This window comes from Bradyrhizobium sp. JYMT SZCCT0428 (assembly GCF_018131075.1).
GTDB lineage: Bacteria > Pseudomonadota > Alphaproteobacteria > Rhizobiales > Xanthobacteraceae > Bradyrhizobium.
Genome location: NZ_JAFCLS010000015.1, coordinates 37,646 through 54,835, shown reverse-complemented (window position 1 = coordinate 54,835; position 17,190 = coordinate 37,646). Strand labels below are relative to the sequence as shown.

The following is a 17,190-nucleotide window of genomic DNA, read 5'->3' as shown; positions in this document are numbered from 1 at the left end:
CGCTTCATACTACGACGCATGGCGCTTTTTCTTTTTGTTGGCGCCCGCTTTCTTGACGACGACTCTCTTCGTTGAAGCGCTTGTGGTTGTGCCGGCCGACCGTCGCTCGGCCGCGGTCGCCGCCTTGCGGCTCGACAGCTTGAATTTGGTGTAGCCAAGCACCCGCTCCATCGCGATCCGCGCCTTCTCGGCGTCGCCGCTCTCGATCGCGCGTGCGGCGGCGGCATGGTTGGGCAAATTGTCCCGGAACCAGCCGGCGCTGCCCACGGCGACAATGAAAACCGTGCTCAGGATGGTGTCGATGGCGCCACGGAAGCCCTGCAGCACCGGGTTATGCGTGGCGTCGAGGATCGCGAGATGAAACGCCTTGTCCGCGGCGATGGTGCTGGCCTGGTCCTGCGCGGTTTCCATCGCGGCCAAAGCCGCATTGATCCGCCAGCGGTCGTTCTTGGTGGCGCGCTCGGCGGCGAGCGCCGCGGCCGCCGGCTCGATGATCGAGCGGACTTCCTGGATGGCTAGCAGAAGATCGCGGCCCGGCTCGTCCTTGCCGACCAGCCAGCTCAGAACGTCGCGGTCGAGCAGGCTCCATTCACTGCGCGGCAGCACGTGGGTGCCATGCCGGGGGCGGACGCTGACCAGTCCTTTGGCGGCGAGCGTCTTGATGGCCTCCCGCACCACGCCGCGTCCGACGCCGAAGCGGGTTTCGAGATCCGGCTCCGGTGGCAGGGCCGCTCCGACCGGAATGAGATCCTGCGCAATTTCGCGGCCGAGTGTCGTCAACACGTTGCGAATGCGCCCCGGCTTGACACGCTTGTCGGCGCTCTTCGGCTTGGCCACCCCCTTCTCCTCTTGACGTTGTTGAGATTTGGCTGAGATTTGCGATTTGCTAGCATGGGTGATGTATGCTAGCAATCATCCGATGTTTAACATCCGATGAATGAGCGCTACGCGCATCGGTTGTGCTGCGAGTGATATTTTCGGATGCCGAGGTGCCGCGACAGTGTAACCTCGGTTATTGCCTTGACATCACACGGCGCTACCCGTGTGATGTCGAAAAAAGAAGACAAAAACAAAAAGGTGCATCGCACCATATACAGGGAGGATTTGATGCCGGGGCACAAGGTTGCGCGCCTGTTTGTCGGGCTGTCCGCCGCGGTGGCGGTGCTGGGGATGGCGGTTGCCGCCGAGGCCCAGGAAAAGAAGATCAAGATCGGCGTGATCTACGACCTGACCGGCCCGCTGGCCGGCGGCGGTTCCGAGCTGCAGTACACCGGCGCCAAGATCATGCTCGACCATTTCAGCAAGACCGGCGTCGAAGGCTACAAGATCGAGGCGGTTTACGCCGACGCGCAGAGCAAGCCCGATGTCGCCATCAACGAGGCGATCCGCCTCGTTGAGCAGGAAAAGGTCGACATGCTGCTCGGCTTCTTCTCGTCGGCGCAATGCGTGCCGGTGGCCGCCCGCGTCGAGCAGCTGAAGAAGTTCATGTGGATCACCACCTGCATTTCCTCGGCGGTGCTCGCCGACAAGAATTTCAGGTATATCTTCCGTCCGCAGGCCAGTGGCGATCAGTTCGGCCTGATGACGATGGATTTCATCGCCCAGAACTCCAAGGAAAAGTTCGGCAAGGAGCCGAAGGACCTGCGGGTTGCGATCATCCATGAGGACGGCGCCTATGGCGTCGACGTGTCGAAGGGCAATGAGGCGGGCGCCAAGAAGGCCGGCTTCAACGTCGTCCTGAAGGAGGGCTATTCCGCCACCGCGCCGGATCTGTCCGCGCTCGTCACCAAGCTGAAGCGCGGCCGGCCCGACGTGGTCTTCCACACCGGCTACAACCCCGACATCACGCTGCTGCTGCGCCAGGCGCGCGAGCAGGGCCTGAAGTTCGGCGCGCTGGTCGGCCATGGCGCTGGCTATGGCGTCTACGAGAAGCTGAAGGAAGGCCTCGGCGCCGACGTCAACTACGTCTTCAACACCGACCCGATCTCGATCTGGCTTGCCAACCAGAAGTCGATGGATCCGAAGCTGCCGCCGATGATCAAGATGGTCGGCGAGGAATTCGACAAGGCCAAGCCCGGCGTCGCCATCCGCTCCGCCCATGTCGGCATGGCCGCGTCGAATACCTACGTCTTCATGACCGAAGTGCTGCCGCGCGCGATCAAGAAATATGGCGGCGTCGATCCCGAGGCGCTGCGCAAGGCCTCGCTCGAAGTCGATTTGCCGGAAGGCGGCACCATGCTCGGTTTCGGCGTCAAGTTCTACGGCGAAGGCCAGCAGATGGCCGGCCAGAACGAGCGTTCGTTCCCGGTGGTGATCCAGTATGTCGACGACAAGTCGTATGTGGTGTGGCCGAAGAGCCAGGCGCAACGCGAGGCCGTGTTGCCCCTGCCGAAGGGCACCACCTTCAGCAGCCAGTAGGTTAGCGGAGTATCTGGGGTGCTGACGGTGAACGGGTTGGTGAAGCGCTTCGGCGGCTTCACCGCGGTCAACAACGTATCGTTCCGGGTCGAGCAGGGCGAGATTCTCGGCCTGATCGGGCCGAACGGCTCCGGCAAGAGCACGATCTTCAACATGCTGTCGGGCACGCTGGTCCCGACCGCCGGTTCGATTCTGTTCGACGGCGCGGAGATCGCGGGCGTCGCGCCGCATCGCATCATCAACCGCGGCATCGGCCGCACCTTCCAGATCCCGCGGCCGTTTCACCGGCTCAGCATCTTCGAAAACGTGGCGCTGGCCGGTTACTACGGCCAGGGCAGCCACAGTCGTGCCAAGGCCAACGAGGCCGCCGAAAAGGCGCTTCATATGGTCGGCCTGACCACCAATCGCCATGCCACCGTCGACGGCCTCGGGGCCGCCGGCCTGAAGAAGCTCGAACTGGCGAAAGCGCTGGCGACCGGGCCGAAACTTCTGCTCGCCGACGAAAGCCTCGGCGGCCTCGACGAGAAAGAGATGGATGCGGCGGCGGACATGCTGCGCAAGATCCGCGACGAACTCGGCATCACCATCATCTGGGTCGAGCACATCATGGGCGTGCTGATGCGGGTGGTCGATCGCGTCATGGTGCTCGATCACGGCGAAAAGATTTCCGAAGGCTTGCCGAGTGCGGTGTCGAGCGATCCCCGCGTGATCGAGGTCTATCTCGGCACCGATGCGGATTCGACCCAGGTTGCGGCCGGGGAAGCGCGCCGGCGGGCAGGGGACTAGGCATGCTCGAATTGAAATCGGTCGATGCGGGTTACGGCACCTTCCAGGCGTTGTTCGGCGTCAGCCTCGACGTCAAGGCGGGCGAGGCGGTCGGCGTGATCGGCCCCAACGGCGCCGGCAAGACCACGCTGATGCGGGTGATCTCCGGCCTGATCCGGCCCACCAGAGGCTCGATCTCGATGGAAGGCACCGACGTGCTGGCGACCCCGGCGCATCGCATCGTCAGCCTCGGCATCGCCCATGTGCCGGAAAACCGCCGGCTGTTTCCGCGGCTCACGGTCGACGACAATCTGAAGATGGGCGCCTACATGGAAGGCGCCCGCGCCAAATATGCCGAGCGGCTGGAATTCGTGTTCGACCTGTTTCCGCGCATGAAGGAACGCCGCAGCCAGATGGCCGGCACCATGTCGGGCGGTGAACAGCAGATGTGCGCGATCGGCCGCGCGCTGATGTCGAACCCGAAACTGCTGCTGCTCGACGAGCCGTCGGCGGGCCTGGCGCCGGTCGTGGTTCAGCAGGTGTTCGAACTGGTGAAGCGGATCCGCGCCAGCGGGCTGACGGTGCTGATCGTCGAGCAGAACGTGCAGCAGGTGCTGCGCGTGGTCGACCGCGCCTACCTGCTCGAGGCCGGCAGCATCCGCGCGTCCGGCACCTCGGCGGAGATGATGAGCAACGACACGATCAAGCAGGCATATCTCGGCGTTTAGGACAGACAAGCGATGCAGGGATTTCTTGATATCTTCGACATCTATCTGCTGGAAGCCGTGGTCAACGGCATCCTGCTCGGCGGGGTGCTGGCGCTGCTGGCGCTGGGGCTCAATTTGATCTTCGGCGTCATCGACGTGACCTGGATCTGCTATGCCGAGCTGGTCATGATCGGTATGTACGGCATGTACTATCTGGTCCAGTTTTACGGCCTGCCGTACTGGGCGGCGGCGCCGCTGACCATCCTGCTGGTCGCGCTGCTGGGCGCAGCATTGCACTACATCGTGATCGCGCCGCTGCTCACCGCGCCGCCGATCAACCAGCTGCTCGCCACCGGCGGCGTGCTGTTCATCCTGCAGAGCTTTGCCACCGTCGCCTTCGGCATCGACTTCCGCAATCTCGGCATCCGCCTGCCGGTACTGGCGCTCGGTGAGATGCACTTCAGCTATTCGCGGCTGTTGTCCTTTGCCGCCGCCCTGATCGGCATGGTCAGCGTCTATTTCTTCATGACCCGCACCTATACCGGCACCGCGATCCGCGCCATCTCACAGGACCGCCAGATCATGTCGCTGATGGGCGTCGACACCAAGCGCATCTACCTCGTCACCTCGGCGCTGGGCGGCGCGCTGGCGGGGCTGGCGGCCTGTCTCCTCGTGCTGCAATACGACGTGCATCCCTTTGTCGGCCTGTCGTTCGGGCCGATCACCTTCCTGATCTGCGTGCTCGGCGGGCTCGGCAACTTCGTGGGCGGCTTCATCGCGGCGTTCGTGTTCGCCGAGATCATTTCGCTCGGCGGCCTGTTCTCCGACCTCGAATGGGGCTACGTGCTCGCCTTCGCCTTCTTCATCGTCATGATGTTCATCCGGCCCGCCGGCCTTTTCGCGAGGCGCTCGTGAACGCACGAACCATTGCCTGGGCCGTCGGAATAGCGGCGCTGATCGCGCTGCCCTTCGTCTATCGCGACCCCTATCATCTGCACATCCTGGTGCTGATCCTGATCTGGTCGTTCGCCTACACCTCGTGGTCGATCATGGGTCGCTTCGGCCTGGTGTCGCTCGGCCATGGCGGCTTCATGGGCGTCGGCGCCTATGTCACGGCGCTGCTCTGGAACCATCTCGGCGTCTCGCCGTGGATCGGCATTCCGCTCAGCATGGTGGCGGCGGGCGTGCTCGCGGTCATCGTCGCCTATCCATGTTTCCGATTCCGCATCACCGGGCATTATTTCGTGCTGGTGACGCTGGCGCTGTCCGGCATCGTGCTGCAGGTCATCACCGCGACGCGCGACTATACCGGCGGCTCGCTCGGCTACACGCCGAACCGCACCAAGGGCAGCCAGTTGCTGGCGCTGCAGTTCGACGACAAGACGACGTGGTATCTGATCGCGCTGTTCGTCTGGGTGGTCGGACTTCTGATCTGGCAATGGGTCGACCGCAGCATGAGCCGCTACGCCATGGAGGCGATCTCGGACGACGAGGACGCAGCGGCCGCCGCCGGCGTCAACGTCACCTTCGAAAAACTCAAGATCACCATCATCAGCGCGCTGATGACGGCGCTGGCGGGCGCGCTGTACTGCCAGTACCAGATGTTCATCTCGCCCGACACGGTCAGCGGCATCGCCGTGTCGCTGCAGATGGTGTTCGCCGTCATCGTCGGCGGCGTCTACGTTTCGTTCGGGCCGACGGTCGGCGCCATCATCACGATCCTGCTTGCCGAATTTCTGCGCATCTGGTTCGGGACCAAGGCGGTGGGCTGGGACAACCTCGTTTATGGCGTGCTGCTGGTGCTGTTCATCATATTCCTTCCCAAGGGCATTCTTGGTAGCGTCATGGATCGGTTCAAGACGCAACCCAAGAAATCTGGGGAGCAGAAGCCCGTGGCCTCATGAGCAAGAAATCACAGCAACCGCTTGGCGATACCCTGAAACCCTTTGTCGCCCCGTTTCGCGTTGACGGGACAAGCGAATTTCACCTGAAATCGCACAAGACCAGCGAGAAGGGCGGTCTCGACAAGGACAAGGGCGAGAAGATCATCGAGGCCAACCGCAAGCGACTGAGCGATTATCAGGAAAAGCTCTACGCGCAGGACAATTGGTCGATGTTTCTGGTGTTTCAGGGCATGGACGCCGCCGGCAAGGACTCGGCGATCAAGAGCGTGTTCGACGGCATCAACCCGCAGGGCTGCGAGGTCACGTCGTTCAAGCAGCCATCGACCAGGGAGCTCGACCACGATTTTCTCTGGCGCAGCATGATCGCGCTGCCCGAGCGTGGCCGGATCGGCATCTTCAACCGCTCCTACTACGAGGAATGCCTTGTCGTGCGCGTGCACACCGAGATTCTCGGCAAGCAGAAGATTCCGAAAAAACTGGTGACCAAGAACATCTGGCGCGAGCGGTTCGAGGATATCTCCAGCATGGAGCGTTACCTCGCGCGCAACGGCACCGTGATCCTGAAATTCTTCCTCAACATCTCCAGGGAAGAGCAGCGCGAGCGCTTTCTCGCCCGGCTGGACGAGCCCGCCAAGAACTGGAAGTTCTCGCTGGCCGATATTGCCGAGCGCAAGCTGTGGGCAAAATACCAGGCCGCCTACCAGGACATGATCCGTCACACGTCGGCGCGCCACGCGCCATGGCATGTGGTGCCGGCCGACCACAAATGGTTCGCCCGCGTCGTGATCGGCTCGACTATCGTCAGCGCGCTCGACAGGCTGGATCTGCGTTTCCCCGAGGTCGACAAGGCCGACCGCAGCGAGTTCAAGCAGGTACGCGAGGCGCTGCTGGCGGAGGAGAAGGGTGAGGTTGCGAAGAAGTAGGGTGGGTAGAGCGCAGCGAAACCCACCATTTCATCCGCGGCGCAGAGAGCGATGGGTTTCGCTGCGCTCTACCCATCCTACTGACCCTTCAGTCCCGACCGCCCTCCAGGCCATACTCCCGGTAGATCGTCTCCGGGTCGGTTTGTGGGAACAACCGGCACTTCGCCTGGGCCAGATGCAGACCCTCGCTACCGGGGGCGCAGCCGGCAATCAGGAGTTTTCGCAAGTCCTCCATATGGGGTCGCGGCTGAATCTTCTCCGGAAGCTGTTCGAGCGCGACCAGGGCCGTGGCGAGTGCCTGGGTCACCACCCACTCGTCATGGCCCGTTACCCCCTTCTTTGGCATGGGACAGCCTCCTGTCGGATCGGTACCCGGCAGCTTACGTCCATAAACCGGCTTTACGCAAAAGTTGAGGCAGCGGCTAACGCAACAAGGCACCTTCAGCTGTCACCCCGTCAGGTCCGATCGGGTTTGCCACCTTCGCCTTCATCGCTCTCGTCCTTGACGAGCGTCAGGAGGCGCAACGTCAGGAAGGTGAAAATGGCAACCGTGACGGCGACGTCATAACTGCCGAGGCCGACGGAAACGCCGATCGCACCGGTCGCCCACAGGCTTGCGGCGGTCGCGGTGCCGTGAACGGAGGTGCCCTGTTTGAGAATGGCGCCGCCGCCGATGAAGCCGATGCCGGTAATCAGCCCTTCGATGACTTTCGCCATGCCGTCGGGTGAATGCACGAGCAGGTTTTCGCTGGCTTGCACGAAGCCGCAACTGGCCAAAGCGACGAGCGGAAAGGTTCGCAACCCGGCGCTTCGCGCCCGCTTCTCGCGATCCCAGCCGATCGGCACCGCGAGCGCGAAGGCGGCGGCGAGTGCAATAAAGTGACTGCCGATCTGAAACCTGTCCAACCGCGTGCCTCGTCCATGAACCGATCACCGGTCATACAGTCGGCATCCACGCATCACCATGCGGCTTTAAGCGCTCAGGGATGGTGGAACAAATGTGACATCAGCGTAAGGCGTATCCGGTCCGCTCAACCCCGGTGCTGCGGTTGCGTGATCGCGGACGTTTGGATGTGCAGCTGCCGGACCGTCGTGAGCGTTGCAAACAGAACCGCAAGGCCAAAGGCCGCCAGCAAGGTCAGCAGGAGAAACCGAGGGCTCATGCGCCGCTCCATTTTACAAATCTCCACCCTCGCTAGAGATGGTTCGCGCGGCCTGGCTTTCAACCCGGCGCAACGACGGGGAAGGAGAGGTCGGTCCCCTCACGGGTGCGTGTCCCGGGGGCTGACGGCAGGATGCCGTTTACCCTGCGGCGCGTTTGGCCCGTTAGGTCATCCATCCTGACCATCTTTTGGCATTGCGGCCGGCTATATTTCTCGTCTAGAACGGCCATGGAACGTAGTCCCGGCAACGAACCGTCAATGGTTTTGGCTAAGGATTTCGTCTCCTCAAGGGTCTGGCAATGCTGATTCGCAGCGAAAATGTTGGAGTTCAGGGTGGATCGGCCTCGGCCGTTCGTGCTCTCGCGATTCCGGCTGCGTCCTTGCCCACCCTCCTTATTGGCGGGCTTCTGCTTCTTATCGGCCCCTGAGGGCCGTCTGGGCGGTTGCGCCTGGGCACTCAGGGGTTGCGTGAGATCAAGGAACCCTTCAGCGCCCAAAAACGGCGCACCACCCAAAGGAAGTTGCAGATGACCACAGCCAATAAGTCCGAGAAGGACCGCGTAATCGTATTCGACACCACCTTGCGCGACGGCGAGCAGTGCCCCGGCGCCACCATGACGTTCGAGGAAAAGATCGAGATCGCCGAGATGCTCGACGACATGGGCGTCGACGTCATCGAGGCCGGTTTTCCGATCACCTCCGAAGGGGATTTCCAGGCCGTCAGCGAGATCGCCCGCCGCTCCAAGAATTCCGTCATCGCAGGCCTGTCGCGCGCCAATCCAAAGGACATCGACCGCTGCGCCGAAGCGGTGAAATTCGCCCGGCGCGGCCGCGTCCACACCGTGATCGCGACCTCGCCGCTGCACATGCGCGTCAAGCTGAACATGACGCCCGAGCAGGTGATGGAGCTCTCGATCGCCAACGTCACCCGCGCCCGCAACCAGATCGACGACGTCGAATGGTCGGCCGAGGATGCCACCCGCAGCGAGATGGACTATCTCTGCCGCATCGTCGAAGCCGTGATCAAGGCCGGCGCCACCACGGTCAATATTCCCGACACCGTCGGCTACACGACGCCCGAGGAATACACCCGCTTCATGCGCACGCTGATCGAGCGGGTGCCGAATTCCGACAAGGCGGTCTTCTCCGTACACTGCCACAACGACCTCGGCATGGCGGTGGCGAATTCGCTGGCCGGTATCGCCGGCGGCGCGCGCCAGATCGAATGCACCGTCAACGGCATCGGCGAGCGGGCCGGCAACGCCGCGCTGGAAGAAGTCGTGATGGCGATGAACGTCCGCAACGACGTGTTTCCGTGGTGGAACAAGATCGACACCACCATGCTGACGCGGGCCTCGAAACTGGTGTCGGCGGCAACCTCGTTCCCGGTGCAGTACAACAAGGCGATCGTCGGCCGCAACGCGTTTGCCCATGAAAGCGGCATCCACCAGGACGGCGTGCTGAAGGACGCCTCGACCTACGAGATCATGCGCCCCGAGATGATCGGCCTGAAGAAGTCGTCGCTGGTGCTGGGCAAGCATTCCGGCCGCCACGCCTTCGTGCACAAGCTGGAGGAGATGGGCTACAAGCTCGGCGCCAACCAGCTGGAAGACGCGTTCGTGCGGATGAAGGCGCTGGCCGACCGCAAGAAGGACATCTACGACGAGGACATCGAGGCGCTGGTCGACCAGGAAATCGCCAACTCGCATGACCGTATCAAGCTGACGTCGCTGACTGTCATCGCGGGCACCCATGGGCCGCAGCGCGCTACCATGAAGCTCGACATCGGCGGCCAGATCAAGATCGAGGAAGCCGAAGGCAACGGCCCGGTCGATGCGGTGTTCAACTGCATCAAGGCGCTGGTGCCGCACGAGGCCAAGCTCGAGCTGTACCAGGTCCACGCGGTCACGGAAGGCACCGACGCTCAAGCCGAGGTCTCAGTGCGGCTCGCCCATGAAGGCCGCTCGATGACCTCGAAGGGGTCTGATCCGGATACGCTGGTGGCTTCGGCAAAAGCCTATCTCGGCGCACTCAACAAGATCGTCATGAAGCGCGAGCGCGACATGCCGTCGTCGGCGGTGGCGAGCTGATCGCTACGCACGTGACGAATGAGCGATAGCGAAACGCGGCGCCTTGGCGCCGCGTTTTTGCGTTGGGTGCTCGGGTTGAACGCAGTGGCGGGCTGACACCGTGATTCCAGTCACAGCGCAAACATCCGGTTTTGGCCAGCCTCGATGCCGACCCTCGACGATCTCAGGCCCTTGAATGGGCGTCGGGGGGTGGACGGCCTATTGAGGAGACAATGATGGCCAACACGCAAGCAACCCTGAACGCCGACGGTCTTGCCCAGTTGTCTGATGCCAGACTGGACCAGGTCAGCGGCGGCTGGTTTCCCTTCATCGCCTTGGGCGTTGCATTGGGAATTGGCTACTGCATCATGGATGGAACGCTCGACCCGAAGCCCGGCCCGAAGGGTGATTTCCCGATCGGCCCGAAGAACGTGGGTTGATCGGTCAGCCAAGGTTGCCGCGAAGCGACGCCGTGCCTAACAGGGTGCGGCGTCGTGCGTTTGGGCGGCACGAGAGCGCGACTGGCCGAAGCCCGTTCTACTTCCGGCTGGCGGCAGGCAGCTGGACCGGGACGTGCGGCGAGGTGCTGATCACTCTTGTGCTGCCGTCCGAATAGGTCGGACTTCGCTCGGCCTCGCTCCGGAGGGTTTCCAACAGCAGAAAGAATTTTTCTGAAAGCATGGCGTGTTCCACTTCGTTGAGGATGCCACCGCTGGTCTGGTGAAATTGCTTCTTCAGTAACGCCTCAGTATGCCTGACAATGGTTTCAGGAAGTGTTCGCCAGATCACTAAAATGGCTTCGTTGGTGGACAGAATTGTTTCATCAAAGCCGGTTTGCGAAACACTTATCACGGAAACGCGACGGCCGGCGTCCGTAAGAAACCGGTGATCTTGCCTCGCATCAAGCCGCCGTCTTGCGGCCCCGGACCATCAGGACGAACAGGACGGCGAGGCCCGACGTCACCGTGTACATCGTGAACGCGTTCAGATAGCCGATCATCATCGACTGGCGGGCAATCTCCTTGGCTACCTTGGCAAGGCCCGGCACGGTGTCGAAATTCCACCCGCCGGTCAGGCCCGGCGTCGTCAGCGCGCGGTTATAGGGTGAGATCATCTCGGTCATCCGGCTGTAATTGGTGCCTGAGGTGCGCACGATTTCGGCGATCGAAAGCGAGATGAAGAAGCTCGATCCGATATTGCGCAGCAAATGGAAGATGGCGGACGCTTCCGCATAATGCTTGGCGTCCAGCGTGCCGAACGCGACCGCCGTGATCGGCACCCAGACGACGCCGACGGCAAATCCCTGGATCACGCTGTTGATGACCAGGATCTCCATCGTGACGTTGAGGTCGAAGGTCAGCATCCACAGCCCCGCCACGGTCTGCAGGCCAAAGCCGAAGGCCATGGTGAGGCGCGGATCGAGCCGGTTCATCAAGCCGGCGAACATGAAACCGACCAGCATTCCGAGGCCGCGCGATCCGATCACCTGTCCCACCAGGGCGTCGGGATAACCGGCCTGCTGCTGCAGCAGCGGCGGCAGCAACACCATCGGCGTGAAGTTCAGCATGCCGTAGATCGTCACCAGCGCCAGCCCGATCGCATAATTGCGGTCGGTCAGGAGTTTCAGGTTCACGAACGGATTGCGGGCGCCGAGGCTGTGAATAAGGAAAACATAGAACGCGATGCCGGCAATCAGGCATTCGACCACGATCTCCGTCGAGTCGAACCAGTCCAGCCGCGCGCCGCGCGCGAGCACCAGCTGGATGGCCGCCAGCGCGGTCGCCAGCGCGATGAAGCCGGTCCAGTCGAAGCGGACCTTGGTCAACTGGTTGTCGGAAGGCAGCGTCCAGGCCATTCCGATGGTGGCCGCGATCCCGATCGGCACCAGCATGTAGAACGACCAGCGCCAGCTATGCGCCTCGGCGAGATAGCCGCCGTACACCGGGCCGAACACCGGCGCGACCGCGACCGCCATGCCGAAGATCGACATCACCATGGAGTGCTGGCGGCGCGGGAAGGTCGCGAACAGGATCGACTGCGACAGCGGTACCAGCGGCGCCCCGGCGCCGCCCTGCAGGATGCGCCACAGCACCAGCCCCTCGAGCGATTGCGCCATGCCGCAGAGCAGCGTCGCCAGCGTGAACCATCCGACCGACCACACCATCACGCGCCTGCTGCCGAAGCGGGACACCAGCCAGCCCGTCATCGGCGTCACGACAGCGGTCGCCAGGATGTTGAAGGTCATCACCCAGGCGACCTCGTCCTGGGTCGCCGACAGCGCGCCCTGCATCTGCGGCAGGATGGTCGATGTCGTCAGCAGCGCCGTGCCGTACAGCGAAGAGCCGAGCACGACCGTCATCAGCGTCAAATACCGCTGCGCCGTGGACATGGTCCCGGCAGGGTCCTCGGCCTCCATGCTGGTGGAACTCAAGGCGATGTCCCTTGCGGCAGCAGCTGTCAGATACTAACCTAGCTTACTAATTTCAGGGCGGCTACAACAGCGCCATGTCGAATACCGATGAATATATTGGGGTTGTGATTTCGGACGTTGCCCGCCTGTTGCGGACCGAGTTCGATCGCCGCGTGCGCCGCCTCGGCATCACGCGGGCACAATGGCTGGTGTTGACCCGCCTGCACCGGCGCCCCGGCGCCTCGCATTCCGAACTGGCCGAGATGATGGAGGTCGAGAAGGCCACCGCCGGCCGCATGATCGACCGCCTGGTGGCCAATGGCTGGGTCGAACGCCGCACGCAAGCGGACGACCGCCGCGTCAAGCGCGTGTATCTGACCAAGGAGGCCGAGCGGGTCCACAAGCGGATCTGGCGTATCGCCGAGGATACGGTCGATGCCGGGCTGGCCGATCTCGCCGGTCCCGAACGCAAACAGCTGATGGCTTTGTTGCAGCGCATCAAGAAAACCCTGGTGTCGGCGGATGACGGCGAGGGTGCGCAGCGGGAGTTGGCGGCGGCCCCGCGAAAGCGGGCTCCCGTGGCGACAAGCCGGCTCAACGGCAGGGCCGTGCCATGACCAAGCGGATGAAGCGATTGGCGCTGGTTGGCGTGCCTCTATTGGTCCTGGTGGGCGCGCTGGCGTTCTGGCTGCAGGGCGGCCGCCACATCTCGACCGAGAACGCGTTCGTCAAGGCCGACATCGCCCAGATTGCCAGCGAGGTTCAGGGACGCATCACCGAGTTGCGGATCCACGATCATTCGGCCGTCGCCGCCGGTGACGTGCTGCTTCGCCTCGATCCGACGCCCTACCAGTTGGCGCTCGCCAAGGCCGAAGCCGAAATTGATTCCGCGCGCGCCGCCGTCGAGCAGCTCAAGGCCAGCCTGCGCGAGATCCGGGCCGAGACAAAGGAAGCGGAGAACAAGCTGTCGTATCTCCAGTCCCTGGCGAGGCGCCAGCGTGAATTGTCCGGACGCGGCGTCGCCTCGACCGCGAAGGTCGAGCAGACCAACAGCGAGGAGCAGGAAGGCGAAGATCGCGTCGCCGTGCTGCACCAGCGCATCGCGCGCGTCGAGGCAGCCCTCGGCGGCAGGCCCGACCGGCCGACCGATGCGTTCGCGGCGGTGCGCGAAAAGCTGGCGGTACGCGATCGCGCCGCGCTCGACCTTGCCTATACCGAGATCAAGGCGCCGAAAGCGGGCGTGGTGGTCAATTTCAAGCTGCAGCTCGGCGAGCAGGTCAAGGCGCAGACACCGCTGTTCGCGCTGGTCACCGACCGCAGACCCTGGCTGGAGGCGAATTTCAAGGAGACGGACCTGACCTATGTGACGGTGGGGCAGAAGGCCAAGGTCGTGCTCGATATGCACCCCGAAATCACCTGGGACGCCGTGGTGGAAAGCATCAGCCCGGCGACCGGCGCGGAGTTTGCGATCCTGCCGGCGCAAAACGCCTCGGGCAATTGGGTCAAGGTCGTGCAGCGCCTGCCGGTGCGGCTGCAGTTGGTTGCGCGGCCCGGCGAGCCGCCGCTGCGCGCCGGCATGACCGCCTATGTCAGCATCGACACCAGGCGCGCCCGCAGCCTCGCAAGGCTGCTCGGCGGCGGACCTGCGGTTGCGGCGAACCCCGCGCAAGAGACCACCAAGGCGGAATAACCCGGGGCGCGCGGCCCTGGCTCGTCCGGCAAGCAGGTCGGCGCCGGCATTCGTGACATCCATCACGGCAGCAATCCTTGCAGCACCCTAACGTTGCAGTCGTTGGAGGTCGGGAATTCCCCCGCCGATTTGGGAGCGCGACATGAGCAATGCAATCAACGAACTGAGCATGGACGAACTCGATGCCGTGAACGGCGGCGCCGTCACCGTCGTTGCCGACAAGGGCTACGTCGGAATCGAAATTAGGGTTGGAGGCTACGGCTTTGGGGTCTGGGTTACCGGTGGTTCCGTCTGCGGCGCGTTATTTTATCCGGGGCACACTGGCGGTACCTGCATTCCAAAATAGCGATACGCAAGTCGCCCAGGGCTGAGCGATCAATCCTGGGCGTTTTGTTGTCAGCCCGGCAGAAGCTGTTTCAATCGCTTCCACGCCGGCGCAACGGCAAATCCAATGATCGGGATCGAGGCAGCGCCGACCACCAGTCCAATGATCCCGGATATGGCCGCCTCGACGATCCATTTGAGCAAACCGGCGACCGCCGGCAGGGCATGGGCCGCAGCGTCGGTCGCGGCGTGGACGCCATGACGGATGGACGGCGGGCCGTACACCTCCATGCCGTGCAAGATGATGCCGCCGCCGACCCAGATCATGGCGGCGGTGCCGATGGCGCTGAGAAAGATCAGGAAGATGGGCATGCCCCGGACAAGGGCGTGTCCCAGACCGCGGCCGATACTGGCGATTGCTGAGACATTGTCGTTGCGCGCCAGCGCCACACCGGCGTCGTCGGCCTTCACGATCAGCGCCACCAGGCCATAGACCGCGACAGTGATCACGATTGCGACAACCGCCAGCACGACGGCCTGTTTCAGGATGCTGCCAGCGGGCAGGGCCGCCAGTGTGATCGCCATGATCTCCGCCGAAAGGATAAAGTCGGTCTTGATCGCGCTCGCGACCTTCTGGTCCTCGAGCGTCTGCGCCTGCAACGCCACCGTGCCGAGCTCGGCCTCATGCTGGTGCGCATGATGGGGCATGACGGCTTCGTACAGTTTTTCAACGCCTTCGTAGCAGAGATAGGCCCCGCCAAACATCAGCAGCGGCGTGATCGCCGAGGGCAGGAAGTAGCTGAGCGCCAGTGCAGCGGGAAGCAGGATCAGGAGCTTGTTGCGAAGCGATCCCGCCGCGATCTTGCCCACGATCGGTAGCTCGCGCTTGGCCGCGAATCCGATCACGTAACCCGGCGTCACCGCGGTATCGTCGATGACGACGCCGGCCGCCTTTACCCCCGCCTTGGCGGCCTGGCTGACCACATCGTCAAGGGAAGCCGCTGCCACCTTTGCGATCGCCGCGATATCGTCGAGAAGGGCGATCAATCCGACGCTCATCGATAAATCCCGTTCATGATTCGCGGGTTCCTCGCCGAGCGTGACCCTCCGCAGATTGAGCTTTGACAGCGGATCGGCTTTTACAGCATTGGGCTGACTTTCACGATCTGCTTTTTCGACGCAATCCAGACCTGCGGTTCAGCGCGCGAGGTTTCAACGCGCGGAGACGTCGGCTATAGCGTTTTCGAGCGAAGTGGATACCGGTTCGCGTCAAGAAAACGCGTCAAGAACAGAGATCTGGAGCAAGATCGGTTCTGATTTGATCAGAACCGATCTTGTTCTAGTGTGCGCACGATCCAATGGGGAATGACATGAACTTTTCTGCAATTTTTGCGCGTATCGTCGCGCTGATCGGCGCGGCTGCCTTGTTTTGGCGCAAATTGCAGGGCGCGGCGCCTGCACCTGCCTGGGGCAGCACGCCTGTGGTGCCGGAGGCGAAGCCTCAGGGCGCCATTCCGACGCTCAAGATGCCGTCGGCGAGGGGCTGGGACAAGGGGCAGAAGCCGACGGCCGCACCGGGGCTCAAGGTCAATGCATTTGCGACCGGCCTGAAACATCCGCGCTGGATCAACGTGATGCCCAACGGCGACGTCCTGATTGCGGAGTCGAACCAGGTCCCAGGTCCGGTCAGAAACGTGTTCGGCTATGCGATGCAGGCGACGATGCGGCGGGCCGCGGCGCTTGGCGAAAGCGCGAACCGCATCACGCTGCTCCGCGATGCGGATGGCGACGGCGTCGCCGAAAAACGCGGGGTCTTCATGGAGGGGCTGAACCAGCCGTTCGGCATGGCGCTGGTGGGCGACAATTTCTATGTCGGCAACACCGATGGCGTGGTGGCATTCCCCTATGTGGCGAATGCCGACCGCATCACGGCAACAGGTCGCAAACTCGTCACCTTCAAGCCGGGCGGACATTGGACGCGGAGCCTGCTGCCGAGCCCGGATGGCAAGAAGCTCTACGCTGGTGTCGGCTCCCTCACCAACATTGCCGACAACGGCATGGAAGTGGAAGAAGGCCGCGCCGCGATCCACGAGCTCGATCTCGCCGGCGGCTCCAGCCGTATCTTTGCCGGCGGCCTGCGCAATGCGGTCGGTATGGCCTGGGAGCCGCAGACCGGTGTGCTCTGGACTGTGGTCAACGAGCGCGACGGCCTCGGCGACGAGACCCCTCCTGACTATCTGACCTCGGTGCGCGAGGGCGGCTTCTACGGCTGGCCCTATTGCTACTGGGGCCAGACGGTGGACGATCGCGTGCCGCAGGATCCGGCCATGGTCGCCAAAGCGATCACGCCGGACTATGCGCTCGGCGGGCACACTGCTTCGCTCGGTCTTTGCTGGGTGCCCGCTGGCACGCTGCCGGGCTTTCCCGATGGCATGGCGATCGGCCAGCACGGCTCCTGGAACCGCAGCACGCTGAGCGGTTACAAGCTCGTTTTCGTGCCGTTCGAGAATGGGCGTCCGTCAGGGCCGGCGCGGGATATTCTCTCCGGCTTCCTCGCGCCCGACGAGAAGGAATCCTATGGACGACCGGTCGGGGTGGTGGTCGGTCCCGACGGCCGGTCGCTGCTGATGGCGGACGATGTCGGCGACGTGATCTGGCGCGTCACCGGCGCGTAGCAGACTGCACGCCCGCGACGGCTGGATCGGCGAACGAAAGGGCCGGCCGGCCGTCACCGGATCTGGCGGCAATCTTGTGTTGCGCAGCTTGCCGGAAGCGTTGAGAATTAGCGCTCACGTTTAGCAGTTGAATTTGGCCCGT

The 17,190-nt window shown here is 63.3% G+C and carries 19 protein-coding genes; 12 read left to right on the top strand and 7 right to left on the bottom strand.

The window, feature by feature from the left end:
* Positions 1–9 precede the first annotated feature (9 nt).
* Positions 10–837 carry a FadR/GntR family transcriptional regulator gene (locus JQ575_RS17265; protein ID WP_212034428.1) on the bottom strand — a complete coding sequence of 276 codons (828 nt, stop codon included), beginning with the start codon at positions 835–837 and terminating at the stop codon, positions 10–12.
* A 270-nt stretch (positions 838–1,107) separates the two neighbouring features.
* Between JQ575_RS17265 and JQ575_RS17260 the strand changes: the two genes are divergently transcribed.
* The 6 genes from JQ575_RS17260 to JQ575_RS17235 are packed head-to-tail and all read left to right on the top strand — an operon-like array spanning position 1,108 to position 6,717.
* Positions 1,108–2,418: an ABC transporter substrate-binding protein gene (locus tag JQ575_RS17260; RefSeq protein ID WP_212034427.1), complete on the top strand. Its 1,311-nt coding sequence runs from the start codon at positions 1,108–1,110 to the stop codon at positions 2,416–2,418.
* Between the two features lie 18 nt (positions 2,419–2,436).
* Complete coding sequence (locus JQ575_RS17255; protein ID WP_212034426.1) at positions 2,437–3,204, top strand: ABC transporter ATP-binding protein; 768 nt, start codon at positions 2,437–2,439, stop codon at positions 3,202–3,204.
* Between the two features lie 2 nt (positions 3,205–3,206).
* Positions 3,207–3,911: an ABC transporter ATP-binding protein gene (locus JQ575_RS17250; protein WP_212034425.1), complete on the top strand. Its 705-nt coding sequence runs from the start codon at positions 3,207–3,209 to the stop codon at positions 3,909–3,911.
* 12 nt (positions 3,912–3,923) lie between these two features.
* Entirely contained in the window at positions 3,924–4,805 is an 882-nt protein-coding gene (locus tag JQ575_RS17245; protein WP_192737948.1) for a branched-chain amino acid ABC transporter permease, read from the top strand.
* Entirely contained in the window at positions 4,802–5,794 is a 993-nt protein-coding gene (locus tag JQ575_RS17240; protein ID WP_312015950.1) for a branched-chain amino acid ABC transporter permease, read from the top strand. Before JQ575_RS17245 ends, JQ575_RS17240 begins: the two co-directional genes overlap by 4 nt.
* Positions 5,791–6,717, top strand: coding sequence for a polyphosphate kinase 2 family protein (locus JQ575_RS17235; RefSeq protein ID WP_212034423.1), 927 nt, complete (start codon positions 5,791–5,793; stop codon positions 6,715–6,717). Before JQ575_RS17240 ends, JQ575_RS17235 begins: the two co-directional genes overlap by 4 nt.
* A gap of 88 nt (positions 6,718–6,805) precedes the next feature.
* Here JQ575_RS17235 and JQ575_RS17230 read toward each other — a convergent pair whose 3' ends face one another.
* The 3 genes from JQ575_RS17230 to JQ575_RS45710 all read right to left on the bottom strand — a co-directional run bounded on the left by JQ575_RS17230 (position 6,806) and on the right by JQ575_RS45710 (position 7,880).
* On the bottom strand, positions 6,806–7,063 hold the full coding sequence (locus JQ575_RS17230; RefSeq protein ID WP_192737945.1) for a hypothetical protein: 258 nt from the start codon (positions 7,061–7,063) through the stop codon (positions 6,806–6,808).
* Positions 7,064–7,173: 110 nt separating this feature from the next.
* A complete protein-coding gene (locus tag JQ575_RS17225; protein WP_212034422.1) occupies positions 7,174–7,623 on the bottom strand; it encodes an MgtC/SapB family protein in 450 nt (149 codons plus the stop codon).
* Between the two features lie 125 nt (positions 7,624–7,748).
* Positions 7,749–7,880 carry a hypothetical protein gene (locus JQ575_RS45710; protein WP_283842621.1) on the bottom strand — a complete coding sequence of 44 codons (132 nt, stop codon included), beginning with the start codon at positions 7,878–7,880 and terminating at the stop codon, positions 7,749–7,751.
* A gap of 527 nt (positions 7,881–8,407) precedes the next feature.
* Here JQ575_RS45710 and JQ575_RS17220 point away from each other — a divergent pair.
* Both JQ575_RS17220 and JQ575_RS17215 read left to right on the top strand, forming a co-directional pair.
* The gene (locus JQ575_RS17220) at positions 8,408–9,970 is read left to right on the top strand and encodes a 2-isopropylmalate synthase (RefSeq protein WP_192737943.1); all 1,563 of its coding nucleotides are present in this window, start codon (positions 8,408–8,410) and stop codon (positions 9,968–9,970) included.
* Positions 9,971–10,185: 215 nt separating this feature from the next.
* Complete coding sequence (locus JQ575_RS17215; RefSeq protein WP_212034421.1) at positions 10,186–10,389, top strand: hypothetical protein; 204 nt, start codon at positions 10,186–10,188, stop codon at positions 10,387–10,389.
* Between the two features lie 97 nt (positions 10,390–10,486).
* On the opposite strand, the gene JQ575_RS17210 is transcribed toward JQ575_RS17215, so the two are convergent.
* Positions 10,487–10,801 (bottom strand): hypothetical protein, encoded by a 315-nt coding sequence (locus tag JQ575_RS17210; RefSeq protein WP_212034420.1) that lies wholly within the window; start codon positions 10,799–10,801, stop codon positions 10,487–10,489.
* Between the two features lie 49 nt (positions 10,802–10,850).
* Positions 10,851–12,380 (bottom strand): DHA2 family efflux MFS transporter permease subunit, encoded by a 1,530-nt coding sequence (locus tag JQ575_RS17205; RefSeq protein WP_212034419.1) that lies wholly within the window; start codon positions 12,378–12,380, stop codon positions 10,851–10,853.
* Between the two features lie 74 nt (positions 12,381–12,454).
* Between JQ575_RS17205 and JQ575_RS17200 the strand changes: the two genes are divergently transcribed.
* The 3 genes from JQ575_RS17200 to JQ575_RS17190 all read left to right on the top strand — a co-directional run bounded on the left by JQ575_RS17200 (position 12,455) and on the right by JQ575_RS17190 (position 14,395).
* The gene (locus JQ575_RS17200; protein ID WP_212034418.1) at positions 12,455–12,976 is read left to right on the top strand and encodes a MarR family winged helix-turn-helix transcriptional regulator; all 522 of its coding nucleotides are present in this window, start codon (positions 12,455–12,457) and stop codon (positions 12,974–12,976) included.
* The gene (locus tag JQ575_RS17195) at positions 12,973–14,049 is read left to right on the top strand and encodes an HlyD family secretion protein (protein WP_212034417.1); all 1,077 of its coding nucleotides are present in this window, start codon (positions 12,973–12,975) and stop codon (positions 14,047–14,049) included. Before JQ575_RS17200 ends, JQ575_RS17195 begins: the two co-directional genes overlap by 4 nt.
* Positions 14,050–14,191: 142 nt before the next feature.
* Positions 14,192–14,395 carry a hypothetical protein gene (locus JQ575_RS17190; protein ID WP_212034416.1) on the top strand — a complete coding sequence of 68 codons (204 nt, stop codon included), beginning with the start codon at positions 14,192–14,194 and terminating at the stop codon, positions 14,393–14,395.
* A 50-nt stretch (positions 14,396–14,445) separates the two neighbouring features.
* Here the strand turns inward: JQ575_RS17190 and JQ575_RS17185 are convergent, their stop codons facing one another.
* Positions 14,446–15,432, bottom strand: coding sequence for a DUF808 domain-containing protein (locus tag JQ575_RS17185; protein ID WP_212034415.1), 987 nt, complete (start codon positions 15,430–15,432; stop codon positions 14,446–14,448).
* Positions 15,433–15,743: 311 nt separating this feature from the next.
* On the opposite strand from JQ575_RS17185, the gene JQ575_RS17180 reads away from it, so the two are divergent.
* Complete coding sequence (locus JQ575_RS17180; protein ID WP_212034414.1) at positions 15,744–17,048, top strand: sorbosone dehydrogenase family protein; 1,305 nt, start codon at positions 15,744–15,746, stop codon at positions 17,046–17,048.
* The last annotated feature ends 142 nt before the right edge of the window (positions 17,049–17,190 follow it).